Here is a 13,366-nt window from a genome sequence, read left to right as displayed (position 1 = left end):
TTGATGACACTGGGCAGTCCGGTCGGCCGCGACGAGGCGATGGTCCGTGCGGCCATCGCCGCCGCGGCCGAGGCCGACGCCGCCGACGTCCCGGTGGGGGCCGTGGTGTTCGACGCCAACGGGGTGGAACTGGCCCGGGCCGCCAACGCCCGCGAGGCGTCCGCCGACCCGACCGCTCACGCCGAGATCCTGGCGCTGCGCGCCGCCGCCCGCGTGCACGGCGACGGCTGGCGGCTCGAGGGCGCCACCCTGGCGGTGACCCTGGAGCCGTGCACCATGTGCGCGGGCGCCCTGGTGCTGGCCCGGGTCTCGAAGGTGGTGTTCGGGGCGTGGGAGCCGAAGACCGGCGCCGTCGGCTCGCTGTGGGACGTGGTCCGCGACCGCCGGCTCACGCACCGCCCGCAGGTGCGCGGGGGAGTGCTCGAGGCCGAGTGCGCGGCACTGCTCGAAGAGTTCTTCCGCGGGCAGCGCTGACCTGCGCTTTCGGTTCCGTTGTCCGCTCCCGCCCCGACCGAATGCGACATTCGTGCAGTCTGACTGAACGAATACGACATTCGGTCGACGAAGGCGTCCTGACCACCGGATTTAGCGTGAGCGCCGACGTCGGGTAAAGTCACCAGCGGTGGCGTGTCCGAGCGGCCTAAGGAGCACGCCTCGAAAGCGTGTGACGGGTAACCCCCGTCCGAGGGTTCAAATCCCTCCGCCACCGCCAGAGAGAGCCCCGACCGGATTCCGGTCGGGGCTCTCTTGCATTCGGCGGCAATGCTGCCCCGCGAGGTGGCCACTATCGTGTGGCAGATGAAGAAGTCGTGGTGGATCGCCGCGGGCATCGCGCTGGTCGCGGTGCTCGCCCTCCTTGCCGGACCGTGGGTGTACGGGACGTGGATCGCCGAGGACGACGACCCCGCCGCCGCGGTCTCCACCTCGGCCGCGCAGGCCGCCGTCGGTGACCTCGCCGGGCAGTGGCGGGTGGACGCCGGTGCCGCGCCGAACGCCACGGCCGCCGGCTACACCGTGCACGAGGTGCTCAACGGCGCGAGCGTCACCGTGGTCGGGTCCACCGACCAGGTCGACGGCGGCGCCACCGTCGACGGCCGGACGCTCACCGCGGCCGACGTGACCGTGCAGGTCAAGGGCATCACCACCGACAACCCGCGACGCGACGGGCAGTTCGTCGGCAACGTGATGTCCGCCGGCGCCTACCCGACCGCGACGTTCACCCTCGACGCCCCGGTGGACCTGTCGACGGTGCCACGTGACGGGACCACCGCGACCGTCCCCGCCACCGGCACCCTCGAACTGCGCGGGGTGAAGCGTCCCGTCACCGTCGACATCGAGGTGCTGCACTCGGGGGAGTCGCTGATCGCGTCGGGCAGCGTCCCGGTGACCTGGACCGACTTCGGGGTGCAGCCGCCGTCGTTCGCGTTCGTCACCGTCGACGGGTCCGGGACCGTGGACTTCCTGGTCCACCTCGTCCGGGACTGAGTTTCGTCCCACCCGACCTCGACGGCCGCGGTCAGGCTGCCTACGGCGTCCACCCGGGCGGACCGAACACGTAGCCCATCCGTTCGCGCCAGGAGCCGGCGGAGCGCACGTCCCGCACGATCGCCGCGTACTCGTGCCCCTGCAGGGTGAGGATGTTGTAGGTGTTCACCGGCTTGGTCAGGCCGTAGGTCGGGCGGTGGGTCTCGGGCTGGAAGGTGCCGAAGAGGCGGTCCCAGAGGACCAGGATCCCGGCGTAGTTCTTGTCGAGGTACTCCGGGTCGCAGCCGTGGTGCACCCGGTGGTGCGACGGTGTGTTGAACACGAACTCGATCGGGCGCGGCAGTCGGTCCACCCGCTCGGTGTGCACGAAGAACTGGTAGACGAGGCTCACGGAGAACCCGACGAACACCATCCACGGCGGAATGCCGATGAGCGGCAACGGGATCCACATCAGGATTTCCCCGCTGTTGTTCCACTTCTGCCGTAGCGCGGTGGCGAAGTTGTAGTACTCGCTCGAGTGGTGTGCCTGGTGGGTGGCCCACACGATCCGGGTTCGGTGCGCGATCCGGTGGTACCAGTAGAACAGCAGGTCGACGCCCACCAGCAGGATCACCCAGGTGTACCAGGCGTCCACCGGCAGGTGCCACGGCGCCAGGTACGCGTAGATCGCCGCGTACCCGACCAGGGCGAGTGCCTTCCATGCGGCGCTGGTCAGGACCGACACCGCGCCCATCGAGATGCTCGCCCGGGAGTCCGCCGGGTCGTAGCCGCCGCGGGGCGGGTGGGTTCGGCCGTCCGCGCCGCGTTCGGGGGCGGCGAGGTACCGCGCGGCCGACCATTCCAGGGCCAGGAACAGCACGAAGAACGGGATGGCGAACGCCACCGGGTCGCGCAGCGGTCTGGGCAGTGAGTTCCAGAACTCGGGGACGATCTCGAGCATGGTTGCAGTGTGCCGCCTCGCCCGGGACCGGGTCCGGAAATCCTCCGAGCCGGGCGTGCATCGGTCGCCGCGACGCACGGGCCGGGCCCCCGGTTCCCCTGTGGGCAAGCACCTGTGCATGGCCCCTGACGTGGCCTTTGTCGTGATAACGTGCGGATCGTCCGGAACCCGATCCGGACCACCCGGGGGGGATGAGAATGTCTGAGGGAATGGAAGTCGACGCCGCGGCACTGGCCGCGCTGGCGGGGGACCTGGCGGCCGACGCGGCCGAGGTGGCGACGCTCGCTCCGGCGGAGACGGTGACGGCGGCCCGGTCCGCACTGCCGGGATCCGACGTCGCGGCCGCGCTCGGCGGGCTGCCCGACGCGGCAGCGGTCGCGTACCGGGCGAGCGCCGACGGGCTCGGCGCGATGTCCCGGGCCGCCGCGCTCGACGCCGCCGCCTACTCCGCCACCGAACACGCGACCGCGACCGGATTCGGGGTTCTCGAGGGCGGCAACTGATGCGCCCGACCTTGGCCCAGCTGCGCTCCTGGGACCCGGAGGCGCTGGCAGGGGCCGCGACGCAACTGTCGGTGTGCAACGCCGCGTACGCCGACGGCGTGGCCGCCGCGGCCCGGCGGGTCGCCGGCACCCGTGAGCACTGGACGGGCGTGGCTGCCGTCGCGGCGATCGCCCGCGCGGAACGCGAACGCGCGGCCGCGGACACCACCGCCACGGCTTTGGCCGCCGTCGCGGCGGCACTGCACGGGGGTGCCGCCGCGCTCGGGCCCGCGCGGACGCTGGCGCTCGGCATCGCCGATGCGGCCGCCGCCGACCACGGTCTGCACGTCGCCGACGACGGCCGGGTGTGGGCACCGCGGGTACCCCCGCTCGGTCCGTTCGTCGCGGTGGCACTGCTGCAGGCCAGGCTCAACGAGCTGGCGCGGGTTCACGACGCCCGCCTGCGGGGTGCGCTGGACGTGGTTGCCGCGGCCGACGCGACCGCGGCCGACGCGGTGCGTAGGGGGTGGGCGGCCCTCGGCGAGGACGCGCCGCGGGGCGGCAACAAGCCGTCCGAGCCGCCGCCGGCACCCCCGGTCGACGGCACCCCGGACGTCAATTATCGCTACTGGGAACAGCTTTCGGAGGAGCAGCGGGCCGCGGTGCTGACGGAGCATCCGGAGTGGGTCGGCAACCTGGACGGCGTCCCGGCGCACGCCCGCGACCAGGCCAACCGGACGGTGCTGGCCGAGCAGCGCGGCGCCCTCGACGGCCGGATCGAGGAAATGCGGGCCCGGCTGGACACCACCGGACCCGGCCCTGTGAGTCCCGAATCATCGTTGGTGCGCAGGGAGATCGGTGTGGCAGCGCAGCGCCTGGCCGAGCTCGACGCCGTGGATCGCACGGTCGCGGAACCGGACAGGCAACTGCTGGTGCTGCGCAACGCCGGCGACCACCTGCAGGCCGCCGTCGCGGTCGGCGACGTCGACACCGCCGACCACGTGTCGGTCTTCACCCCGGGTGTGAACTCGAACGTCGGAGACGGTCTGGAGGGATACACCACCGCGGTCCGTGAACTCAAGGTCGAGACCGAGCGTCAACTCCACTTCGCCGGTCGCGGCGACGAGACGGTCGCCGCGATTGCGTGGCTGGACTACCGTGCGCCGCAACTGGACCCGGGCGACCCTGTCGGAACGGTGGCGGACGCGATCGGAGATCTCGGCGGCCGGCGGGGCGCCGAGGACGGAGCCGATCGGCTGGCGTCCTTCTACGAGGGTCTGGGTGCCTCGCGCCCCGACGACCCGCACCTGACCGCGCTCGGTCACTCGTACGGGTCCACCACCACGGGACTGGCGCTGCAACACGGCGGGACGGGCGTCGACGACGCGGTGTTCTTCGGCTCGCCGGGAATCGGCACCGACGACATCGGCGACCTGGGGTTGGGGTCGGGTCACGTGTATGTCGCCGAGGCCCACGGCGACCTCGTCGCAGACCTCGCCGCGTTCGGCGACGACCCGAACCGCATGGACGGGGTCACCAACCTGTCCACGACGGCGGGGACCACCCCGCCGATCGGTGGTATTCCAGGCGAAATGCGTTCCGGCTCAGAGGGGCACAGTCAGTATCTCGAGGACGAGACCTTCAGCCAGTACAACATCGCCGCGGTCGTCGGCGGAATGCCGGAGCGGATCGTGGAGGGAACCGACGCCGGTCTTGCGGACCGGGTTCCGGGCTCCCCGCTGGGGGACCTCCGGGAGCGGGTCTTCGGTGACGGTTCTGGGCTCGGCGGCCTCTTGGGCCTGCCGGGAGAGATCCCGCTGCCGCTGCCCTCGGGCCTGCTGCGAGGTCCGTTCTGATGTCAGTTCCCTCCTGCGGAGCAAGCGGTGCGTTCCGATGCGAAAGACGTTGACAGGCATGACGATCGGCGTGCGTGAGCTGAAGAGACGAAGCGTCGCGGCGGTGGCACTCGTGACGGCGGCAGTGGTACTGGGGGGATGCATGTCGATCGGTGGCGGCGAGCGGTACAGCGACGAGGAGGCGGCGCGCCGGACCGCGATTCTGATGGCCCGGCCCTCCCTGGAGGAGATGATCGTGCGGGCAGAGGCGATGGGGCACGAGATCCGGTCCGCGATCTCGTCTGCCGTCCCGGTCGGTCCGTGGCGCCAGTCTCGTCCGCCGTCGTCGGCGGGGAACTGCGACGGCTTCTCCTACACCTACGGCCAGGGGTGGTCGATCGGGTTCTGGGTCATCGACGGCGGCATTCCCGAGGAACTGTGGCCTGGCGCCCTCGCCGCGATGCGTTCGGTCACCGACAGGCACGGCTTCGGCGATCCGATCGTCGTCGTGGACCGGCCCGGCGACCACGACCTGCGCATCTACGGCCCGGACGACGCGTACGTCGTCCTCGGCACCCGCAACGACGCATTGCTGGACGTCGTCACCGCGTGCTACCTGCCCGAGGCGAGGCGGCCGGGGCCGGGTTCCGATTCGGGGACGAAGTAGATGACCGTGCACGGTCGGCCGGAGCCGCTGGGCCTCAAGGTGCGGCGGGTGGAACGGGCGGTCGACGCCGTCCGCGGCACCGCCGAGGCCGGTGACCGCGCGGTCCGGATCACCCTCACCGCGGACGGCCGTCTCGACGGTCTGGTCCTCGACGGCCGGGCGCTCGGGCTGGGGGCGGCGCGGCTCGCGGCGCTGGTCGTCGAGGCGCACGAACGGGCCCGTACCCGGGCCCGGTGCGCTGCCGAGGAGGTGCTGCGTGAGCTCACCGACGATCCGCTCGTCGCGCGCGCACTCGACCTCGCGCACCCCGCCGAGTCCGGCGCCGCACCCGGGTCGGCCGCCGCACCCGGGTCCGCCCGCGGTCTCGACGTGTCGTTCGACGGTCGCCGCCTGCTCACCGACCCGCTCGACCGCGGGTAGTTCATCAGATCTTCACCCCCGGTACCTCGCCTGCCGCGCCGCGCACCTCACAATTGTCGAATGAAACGCACCATCATCGCTCTTGCCGCGGGTAGCGCCCTGCTGCTCGCCGGCTGTGGATCCGAGGACGCCTCGGCCGCTTCCGACTCCGCCGCACCTGCCACCACCTGTCCCGCCGACGCCGGCAACGACGACCCGACCGCCACCGTGATCGCGAAGACCGCGACCCTGCCGGCCGGGGTCACCGTGGACGGTGCCGTCACCAAGCTCAACAGCGGCAAGGACCCGGTCGACGTCGACGTCACCGTCCGCCTGTGCGCGGAGGGGCTCGAAGGGGATCAGCTCAAGGACGCGGCCTCGGCCATCGCCACCCCCGTCATCGGTTCGCTGCTCGGCAGCTCGCTCGGCACGTTGACCGTGCAGGTCGTCGGCGGCGACTCGGTCACCAGCGCCGACTTCAAGGCGCAGAACTGGGACCCCGCGGCCGCCGCGGAGGCCCAGCGCGCCGCGTGGAGCAGCTGACGGCCCGTCAGCCAGAAGACCAGCCACCGAACGTCTCCGGCGCCTGTGCGTGACCGACTGGTCACGCACAGGCGCCGGAGCGCTGTCAGGGCTGACGCCGGAGCAGGCCGACGCCTGGCCGCAGTGCGCTCAGACCGCTGCGGGTTCCGCGTCCTCGTCCGGGCGCAGCTCACGCTCCGGGGCGACCGCGTCGCCATGGCCCGGCCACCACGCCCGGTGGCCGAGCAGGGCGGTGATCGACGGCACCAGGAACATCGACATCACGAACGACGAGAGCAGGATGCCCAGGGCGACGGCGAACCCCATCTCGGTCATCAGGGCGATCCCGGACAGCAGCATCGACCCGAAGGTGCCCGCCAGGATGATGCCGGCGGCACCGACCGACGGCCCGCCGTGCTCGATCCCCAGACGCGCCGCCTCCCGCGGGTCGCGGCCCTCCCGCGCCTCCTCCCGCAGCCTGGCGATCATCAGGATGTTGTAGTCCGTGCCGATCGCCACCACGAACAGGTACAGCATGATCGGCAGCGAGAACGAGATGCCCGGCCGATCGCCGACCACGCTGAACAGGAACGCGGTCGCGCCCATGGTGGAGAAGAACACCAGCACCACCGACGCCATCAGGTAGATCGGCGCGACCAGCGACCGCAGCAGCAGGCCGAGGATCAGCGCGATCAGGATGCCCGCGACCGGGAAGATCACCGACAGGTCGCGGTTGTTGGCGTCCCGGATGTCGGTGAACGCGGCGGTCGGGCCGCCGACGAGCACCTCGGTGCCCTCCGGGGCGGCGGCGTGCGCGGCGTCGCGCAGCGGGCCGATCGCGTCGAGCGCCTCGTTGGACTGCGGGCTGTAGTCGAGCAGCAGGTTGATCTGCGCGGTGCTGCCGTCCTTGGAGATCAGGCCGAGGCCGCCCTCCGGGCTCGCCGGCATGGCGCCGCCGATGCCGGGGGAGGAGGCCAGATCCTGCGCCACCCGCTCCACCTCGGCCGGGTCCAGCTGGGACCCGTCGGTGGCGTGCAGGTACACCAGCGTCGGGTTCAGGGCGCCGGCCGGGAAGCCCGACTGCAGGTCCTTGATGCCGCGCGCCGACTCCGTGGTCGACGGCAACTGGCCCAGCTGGTCGTAGTCCGTCTTGAAGCCGAACATGCCCAGCGCCAGCACCACCAGCAGCCCGCCGGAGACCAGCGCGACCACGCCGGGACGACGCCCGGTGAACGCGCCGAGCCGGGCGAACACCGTGCCCTTCGGCTCCTGCTGCCAGGACTTCGACGGCCAGAACACCTTGGTCCCGATCAGCGACACGATGGCCGGGATCAGGGTCAGCGAGGCCAGCGCCATGATGCCGACGCCGATGGCCAGGCCGGGGCCGAGGCTGCGGAATGCGCCGAAGACCGCGAGCAGCAGGGCGCAGAACGCGACGATGATGGCGCCGGCCGCGGAGGCGATGACCTCGCCGACCCGCTCGACCGCATGGATCAGTGCGGCGGTCTTCTCCTCGCCCGCCCGCAGACGTTCCCGGAAGCGGAACAGCAGGAAGAGGATGTAGTCGGTGCCGACACCGAACAGCACGACGGTGAGGATGATCTGCAGCGACTGGTCGACCTGCAGGCCGGTGCCCTTCGCGACGAGCGCGATGATGCCGGGCGCGATGGACGAGACGATGCCGACCGAGACGATCGGCAGCAGGGCCGCGACGGGGCTGCGGTAGATGACCAGCAGCAGGCCGATGATCAACAGCACCGTGACGAGGCCGATGATGGCCTCCGCGTTCTTGAAGGCCTCCTCGTTGTCGACCATCAGCGCGGCGTCGCCGGTGACCGACATCCGCAGCCCGCTGCCGTCCAGGGTGCCGCCGATCTCGCGGATCTCCTTGACCGCCTCACCGACCGGCTTCTCGTCGGGCATGCCCTGCAGGCCGACGCTCACCAGCTGGACCTGCCGGTTCTCGGCGAGCGCCTGCGGCCCGGTCTGGGCGCCGACGACCCGCTCGATGCCGGTCGAGTTGATGGTCGCGGCGAGGCTCTCGACCTTGGCCTGGTCCTCGGTGGTGAGCGGCTGCCCGTCCTCGCGCGTGATCACGATGGTCGCGGTCGCGTCCTCGGTCTTCGCGAACTGGTCCTCGGCGAGGTGCTGTGCCTCGATGGACTCGTAGGTGTCCGGCAGGAAGCCGGACTGCTCCTTGTTGAGCACGTCGGTCAGCGTGGGCGCGAGCGCCACCACCGCGACGGCGGCGATGATCCAGGCCGCAATGATCTTCCATGGATTGTGTACGACGAACCGAGCTAGTTTTCCGAACATGTGCCCCTCCACACCCGTTCTCGAATCTACCTACCGTGCGGTAGGTAGACTAGTGCGGCGGGAGTCCCGCGACAACAGCAATAGTTCGGGTCGGGTGTCGACGGCAGGTCGGCAGAGGTGTGGAGGTGGACGGCGGTGGGTACTCGGGACACCCGGTCGGCCATCCGCGAGGCGGCGTTGCGCCAGTTCCTCGCGAAGGGTGTCGAGCAGACCAGCCTGCGCGAGGTGGCCGACGAGGTCGGCATCACCAAGGCCTCGCTGTACTACCACTACGAATCCAAGGCGGACCTGCTCGCGGCGGTCGTCGCGCCGGTGCTGTTCGTGATGCGCGACGTGGCCGACGGACTGACCGACGCACCCCGCGACGAGGACGACGTCCGAGACCTGTTGCGCCGCTACCTCGTCGGCCTGCTGAACCACCGGTCGGAGGGATCGCTGTTCGTGCGGGACGCGGCCGCGATGTCGACGGCGCTCCAGTCGATGCTGCCGGAGCTGATGGACCTCAGCAATCGCATCCACGTGTGGCTGGTCGGCCCGGACGCCACCGCGGAGGCCACCATCCGGGCAGTCGCCGCGGTCCAGGTCCTCGGTACCGCGTTGGCACCGGACACCCAGGTGCCCGGCACCACGGACGAGGAACTCGAACGCGTCCTGCTCGACGCGGCGATGAACGTGCTGCGCCCGGGCACGATCGGCACCACCAGGTGGTCGCCGGTCGGGCCCGGCTCTACGCGCTGACCAGCGCGCGTTCGTCCGCGAGCAGACCGCGCCGGGCCAGGAGGGGGCGCACGCCCTCCCCGAACCAGTAGGCCTCCTCCAGGTGCGGGTAGCCGGACAGCACGAACTCGTCGAGGCCTAGCGCGTGGTACTCCTCGATGCGGTCCGCGACCTCGGCGTGGCTGCCCACCAGGGCGGTGCCCGCGCCGCCGCGCACCAGTCCGACGCCGGCCCACAGGTTCGGCGCGATCTCCAGCGAGTCGGTGCGGCCGCCGTGCAGGGCGGCCATTCGGCGTTGCCCCTCGGACTCGGACCGCGCGAAGCGGGCGCTGGCGTCGGCGATCGCTCCGGGGTCCAGTCCGGCGAGCATCTTGTCGGCCACCGCCCACGCCTCCCTCGCGGTGTCGCGGGTGATCACGTGCAGCCGGATGCCGAATCTGACTGTGCGCCCGGCCTGTTCGGCGTGTTCGCGGACTGCGGCGATCTTCGCGGCGACCTGCGCGGGCGGCTCGCCCCAGGTGAGGTAGACGTCCGCGTGCCTCCCCGCGACGGGCAGCGCGGCGGGCGACGAACCGCCGAAGTAGATGGGCGGCACCGGGTTCGGCGGCGCGGAGGTCGTGGCCCCGACCAACTTGTAGTGTTCGCCGTCGAAGTCGAAGGGCGCCTCGCCCCACGTTCCGCGTAGCGCCTGCAGGAACTCGCCGGTGCGGGCGTACCGCTGGTCCTTGGTCAGCCAGTCGCCGTAGCTCTGTTGCTCGGTCGAGTCCCCGCCGGTCACCACGTTGAGCAGCAGGCGCCCACCCGAAAGTCGTTGGTAGCTCGCGGCCATCTGCGCGGCCAGCGTGGGCGAGATGACGCCGGGACGGAACGCGACCAGGAACTTCAGTCGCCGCGTCAGCGGGATCAGCGCCGCGGTGGCCAGCCAGGCGTCCTCGCAGTGGGTGCCCGTGGGGGTGAGGACACCGGTGAAGCCGGCCCGTTCGGCGGCCTGGGCCACCTGGGTCAGGTACTCGAGGGTGGGCGCGCGCTCACCGGCCGTCCGGGGGTCCGCGGTGGACGAGTTCGAGTTGTCGACGATGCCGCGGCCGTCGCCGGCGGTGGGCAGGAACCAGTGCAGGTCGATGCTCATGGGGTGTCTCCGAAGTGTGTCGGGTGAGGCTGGGAGGGCGGCTTGCCGCGGCCGGCGCTGCCGACGGACGGACCGGGCAGGCGGCGTGGGGAGGGGAGGTGTCGGCTACCGACACAGGGTGCTGGAAACCCGCAGCAGGTCGACGTGGCGTCGCACCGTGAGCAGGGGGTTGCCGGACATGCGTTCAGGTTCCATCGGTCGCCGGGCGGTGTCAAGACTTCCTTTCCCCGCATCGGTGGTAGGAATTGGTCGCCGAGGTAGCCGGCAGCGAGGGGAGGGTCGGGGTGCACATCACCGCGAAGGTGGACTACGCCGTGCGGGCTCTGGTCGAACTGGCCGCCGCGGGCGACGCGCCGGTCAAGGCGGACGAGTTGGCGCGCTCGCAGACCGTCCCGCACAAGTTCCTCGAGTCGGTGCTCGGCGAGCTGCGCCGGGCCGGGATGGTGCAGAGCAGGCGGGGCCGCGACGGTGGCTACTGGTTGGCCCGGCCCGCCGCGGAGATCGCGGTCGCCGACGTGATCCGCGCGATGGAGGGTCCGCTCGCCTCGGTGCGAGGTCAGCGCCCCGAGGAGGTCCACTACGACGGCCCCGCGGCGCCGTTGCTCGACGTGTGGATCGCCGTCCGGGTGAACCTGCGTGCCGTCCTCGAAGGGGTCTCGGTGGCGGACATCGCGACCGGCGCACTGCCCGGTTTCATCGCCGAACTCAACGCCGACCCGCAGGCGTGGCGCCGCCGCTGACCTGGGCTGTCCGGGACCGACCTCAGCCCGTGTGGCGCGACCTACGACGTCGAAAAGTACCTGGTTGGTAGCCTCGGACACTATGTTGTACTCCCTGTTGCGCACTCACCTGCGCCCGTACCGGGGCGATCTGGCGGGTGTGATTGCGCTCCAGTTCATCTCCACCATGGCGTCGCTCTACCTGCCCAGTCTCAACGCCGACATCATCGACAAGGGAGTCACCAAGGGCGACACCGGTGTGGTCCTCTCCACCGGCGGCATCATGCTGCTCGTCACCTGCCTGCAGATCGCGTGCAGCATCGGGGCGGTCTACTTCGGCGCCCGCGCCGCGATGGGTCTCGGCCGCGACCTGCGTGACGCCGTCATGCACAAGGTCTCGGAATTCTCGGCCCGGGAGGTGGGCTTCTTCGGGGCGCCGTCCCTGATCACCCGCAACACCAACGATGTGCAGCAGGTCCAGATGGTGGTGGTGATCAGCTGCACGATCCTGGTCGCGGCGCCGATCATGTGCATCGGCGGCGTCATCATGTCGATCCGGGTCTCACAGGGGCTGGCGTGGGTGCTCGCGGTGGCGGTGCCGCTGCTGGCCCTGTGCATGGGCCTGGTGATCCGGAAGATGGTGCCCCAGTTCCGGGTCATGCAGGTCCGGATCGATGCGATCAACCGGGTGCTGCGCGAGCAGATCACCGGCATCCGCGTGGTGCGGGCGTTCGTGCGCGAGCCGGAGGAGATCCAGCGCTTCGAGGACGCCAACGAGGCCCTGGTCAGCACCGCATTGCGGGTCGGCCGGCTGATGGCCTTCATGCTGCCGGTGGTGATGCTCATCGCGAACGTCACCAGCGTCACGGTGCTGTGGTTCGGCGGCCACCTGATCGACGAGGGAACCATGGAGATCGGCGCACTCACCGCGGTGCTGTCCTACATCATGCAGATCCTGATGGCCGTGACGATGGTGACGGTGATGACGGTGCTGCTGCCCCGCGCCTCCGTCTGCGCCGAACGCATCTCCGAGGTGCTCGACACCGAGCCGTCCGTGCGGGCGCCGTCCTGGGTGCTGCCCGGCTGGCAGGCGCGGGGCATCGTCGAGATGCGCAACGCGTCGTTCTCGTTCCCCGGCGCCGAGGCCCCGGTGCTGCGGAACATAAGCTTCCTCGCCGAACCCGGCATGACCACCGCGATCATCGGCGGCACCGGCTCCGGAAAGTCGACGCTCCTCAACCTCATCCCCCGTCTGATCGACGCCACCGACGGGCAGGTGCGGGTCGGTGCCGCCGACGTCCGCACCATCGAGCCGGACCAGCTGCGGGCCTCGATCGGCCTGGTGCCGCAGAAACCCTTCCTGTTCTCCGGCACCGTGGCCACCAACCTGCGCTACGGCGACCCTGACGCCACCGACGACCAGTTGTGGCGAGCGCTGGAGATCGCGCAGGCCGACGACTTCGTGCGGGCCATGCCCGAGGGTCTCGACACGGCGGTCTCCCAGGGCGGCACCACGGTCTCCGGCGGGCAGCGTCAGCGCCTCGCCATCGCCCGGGCGCTGGTGCGTCAACCCGAGATCTACCTGTTCGACGACTCCTTCTCGGCCCTCGACCTCAGCACGGACGCCCGGCTGCGGGCGGCGCTGCGGCCGGTCACCCGGGACGCCTGCGTGATCATCGTCGCGCAGCGGGTCTCCACCATCATCGACGCCGACCAGATCCTCGTCCTCGACGACGGGGCCATCGTCGGCGCCGGCACCCACACCCAGTTGCTCGAAACCTGCGAGACCTACGCGGAGATCGTGTCCTCGCAGTTCGCGGCCCAGGAGGCCTCATGACCACCGGCGGCGACGACTCGACCGGACGCGGTGGCGGCTGGTTCTACCCGGGCGGCACCGACTGGTTCACCATCCGCAGGGACTACGACGATGCGGTGACGGCCCAGATCCCCCGCTACACCGAGACCCCGCCCGCGTCGGGTCCCGCGCCTGTCCGGGGCACGCCGCCCACCCCGGGCACCCCGGCCGTCCCGGGCACGCCGCCTGCCGCGGGCACGCCACCCAACCCGGCCATCCAGGGCGGGCCGCCCGCCGACGACGCGCCGACCGAGGTGTTCCCCGCGGTGAGCGCGTCGGGCCCGCCGCCCCCGCCGGACC

At 71.3% G+C, this 13,366-nt stretch carries 14 protein-coding genes, 1 tRNA gene and 1 pseudogene; 12 read left to right on the top strand and 4 right to left on the bottom strand.

Translation table 11 applies throughout. The features are described 5' to 3' along the window. Positions 1-3 precede the first annotated feature (3 nt). The 3 genes from AC1DU4_RS14995 (at position 4) to AC1DU4_RS14985 (ending at position 1,485) form a co-directional block, all read left to right on the top strand. Positions 4-474, top strand: a complete 471-nt coding sequence (locus AC1DU4_RS14995; protein WP_072844569.1) for a nucleoside deaminase — start codon at positions 4-6, stop codon at positions 472-474. 147 nt (positions 475-621) lie between these two features. Further along, positions 622-712, top strand: a tRNA-Ser gene (locus tag AC1DU4_RS14990). Between the two features lie 86 nt (positions 713-798). Next, entirely contained in the window at positions 799-1,485 is a 687-nt protein-coding gene (locus tag AC1DU4_RS14985) for a YceI family protein (protein WP_477841087.1), read from the top strand. A gap of 40 nt (positions 1,486-1,525) precedes the next feature. Here the strand turns inward: AC1DU4_RS14985 and AC1DU4_RS14980 are convergent, their stop codons facing one another. Continuing rightward, positions 1,526-2,425 (bottom strand): sterol desaturase family protein, encoded by a 900-nt coding sequence (locus tag AC1DU4_RS14980; RefSeq protein WP_477841085.1) that lies wholly within the window; start codon positions 2,423-2,425, stop codon positions 1,526-1,528. Between the two features lie 197 nt (positions 2,426-2,622). On the opposite strand from AC1DU4_RS14980, the gene AC1DU4_RS14975 reads away from it, so the two are divergent. Genes AC1DU4_RS14975 through AC1DU4_RS14955 form a run of 5 tightly spaced genes read left to right on the top strand, consistent with a single transcriptional unit; the run spans position 2,623 to position 6,351 of the window. Next, a complete protein-coding gene (locus AC1DU4_RS14975; protein ID WP_477841083.1) occupies positions 2,623-2,928 on the top strand; it encodes a hypothetical protein in 306 nt (101 codons plus the stop codon). Then, a complete protein-coding gene (locus AC1DU4_RS14970) occupies positions 2,928-4,763 on the top strand; it encodes an alpha/beta hydrolase (protein ID WP_477841081.1) in 1,836 nt (611 codons plus the stop codon). Before AC1DU4_RS14975 ends, AC1DU4_RS14970 begins: the two co-directional genes overlap by 1 nt. A gap of 58 nt (positions 4,764-4,821) precedes the next feature. Next, on the top strand, positions 4,822-5,409 hold the full coding sequence (locus tag AC1DU4_RS14965) for an LppA family lipoprotein (protein WP_477841079.1): 588 nt from the start codon (positions 4,822-4,824) through the stop codon (positions 5,407-5,409). Then, complete coding sequence (locus AC1DU4_RS14960; RefSeq protein WP_477841077.1) at positions 5,410-5,829, top strand: YbaB/EbfC family nucleoid-associated protein; 420 nt, start codon at positions 5,410-5,412, stop codon at positions 5,827-5,829. It abuts the gene before it with no gap. A gap of 60 nt (positions 5,830-5,889) precedes the next feature. After that, positions 5,890-6,351: a hypothetical protein gene (locus tag AC1DU4_RS14955; RefSeq protein WP_072844576.1), complete on the top strand. Its 462-nt coding sequence runs from the start codon at positions 5,890-5,892 to the stop codon at positions 6,349-6,351. Between the two features lie 129 nt (positions 6,352-6,480). Here AC1DU4_RS14955 and AC1DU4_RS14950 read toward each other — a convergent pair whose 3' ends face one another. Beyond that, positions 6,481-8,646 carry an MMPL family transporter gene (locus AC1DU4_RS14950; RefSeq protein ID WP_477841075.1) on the bottom strand — a complete coding sequence of 722 codons (2,166 nt, stop codon included), beginning with the start codon at positions 8,644-8,646 and terminating at the stop codon, positions 6,481-6,483. A gap of 135 nt (positions 8,647-8,781) precedes the next feature. On the opposite strand from AC1DU4_RS14950, the gene AC1DU4_RS14945 reads away from it, so the two are divergent. Next, positions 8,782-9,384: a TetR/AcrR family transcriptional regulator gene (locus AC1DU4_RS14945; protein ID WP_477841073.1), complete on the top strand. Its 603-nt coding sequence runs from the start codon at positions 8,782-8,784 to the stop codon at positions 9,382-9,384. Here the strand turns inward: AC1DU4_RS14945 and AC1DU4_RS14940 are convergent. Both AC1DU4_RS14940 and AC1DU4_RS14935 read right to left on the bottom strand, forming a co-directional pair. Beyond that, on the bottom strand, positions 9,374-10,492 hold the full coding sequence (locus tag AC1DU4_RS14940; RefSeq protein ID WP_477841071.1) for an LLM class flavin-dependent oxidoreductase: 1,119 nt from the start codon (positions 10,490-10,492) through the stop codon (positions 9,374-9,376). The genes AC1DU4_RS14945 and AC1DU4_RS14940 overlap by 11 nt on opposite strands. Before the next feature lie 105 nt (positions 10,493-10,597). Continuing rightward, entirely contained in the window at positions 10,598-10,672 is a 75-nt protein-coding gene (locus AC1DU4_RS14935; RefSeq protein WP_477841171.1) for a putative leader peptide, read from the bottom strand. 104 nt (positions 10,673-10,776) lie between these two features. Here AC1DU4_RS14935 and AC1DU4_RS14930 point away from each other — a divergent pair, with 104 nt between their 5' ends. From AC1DU4_RS14930 to AC1DU4_RS14920, 3 genes and pseudogenes are all read left to right on the top strand, one after another. After that, positions 10,777-11,232, top strand: a complete 456-nt coding sequence (locus tag AC1DU4_RS14930) for an RrF2 family transcriptional regulator (RefSeq protein ID WP_072844627.1) — start codon at positions 10,777-10,779, stop codon at positions 11,230-11,232. A gap of 82 nt (positions 11,233-11,314) precedes the next feature. Continuing rightward, positions 11,315-13,048: an ABC transporter ATP-binding protein gene (locus AC1DU4_RS14925; RefSeq protein WP_477841069.1), complete on the top strand. Its 1,734-nt coding sequence runs from the start codon at positions 11,315-11,317 to the stop codon at positions 13,046-13,048. After that, a pseudogene (locus tag AC1DU4_RS14920) lies at positions 13,045-13,366 on the top strand (hypothetical protein); the annotation flags it as partial. The gene AC1DU4_RS14925 and the pseudogene AC1DU4_RS14920, both read left to right, overlap by 4 nt.

This window comes from Rhodococcus sp. P4_F5, from assembly GCF_056401315.1.
This window is presented reverse-complemented; position numbering and strand designations above follow the sequence as displayed.

What these genes read in the sequence shown, in the direction of transcription:
- AC1DU4_RS14995 (WP_072844569.1), top strand. Translation starts at nt 4, where the DNA reads ATGACACTGGGCAGTCCGGTCGGCCGCGACGAGGCGATGGTCCGTGCG.
- AC1DU4_RS14985 (WP_477841087.1), top strand. Translation starts at nt 799, where the DNA reads ATGAAGAAGTCGTGGTGGATCGCCGCGGGCATCGCGCTGGTCGCGGTG.
- AC1DU4_RS14980 (WP_477841085.1), bottom strand. Translation starts at nt 2,425, where the DNA reads ATGCTCGAGATCGTCCCCGAGTTCTGGAACTCACTGCCCAGACCGCTG.
- AC1DU4_RS14975 (WP_477841083.1), top strand. Translation starts at nt 2,623, where the DNA reads ATGTCTGAGGGAATGGAAGTCGACGCCGCGGCACTGGCCGCGCTGGCG.
- AC1DU4_RS14970 (WP_477841081.1), top strand. Translation starts at nt 2,928, where the DNA reads ATGCGCCCGACCTTGGCCCAGCTGCGCTCCTGGGACCCGGAGGCGCTG.
- AC1DU4_RS14965 (WP_477841079.1), top strand. Translation starts at nt 4,822, where the DNA reads ATGACGATCGGCGTGCGTGAGCTGAAGAGACGAAGCGTCGCGGCGGTG.
- AC1DU4_RS14960 (WP_477841077.1), top strand. Translation starts at nt 5,410, where the DNA reads ATGACCGTGCACGGTCGGCCGGAGCCGCTGGGCCTCAAGGTGCGGCGG.
- AC1DU4_RS14955 (WP_072844576.1), top strand. Translation starts at nt 5,890, where the DNA reads ATGAAACGCACCATCATCGCTCTTGCCGCGGGTAGCGCCCTGCTGCTC.
- AC1DU4_RS14950 (WP_477841075.1), bottom strand. Translation starts at nt 8,646, where the DNA reads ATGTTCGGAAAACTAGCTCGGTTCGTCGTACACAATCCATGGAAGATC.
- AC1DU4_RS14940 (WP_477841071.1), bottom strand. Translation starts at nt 10,492, where the DNA reads ATGAGCATCGACCTGCACTGGTTCCTGCCCACCGCCGGCGACGGCCGC.
- AC1DU4_RS14925 (WP_477841069.1), top strand. Translation starts at nt 11,315, where the DNA reads ATGTTGTACTCCCTGTTGCGCACTCACCTGCGCCCGTACCGGGGCGAT.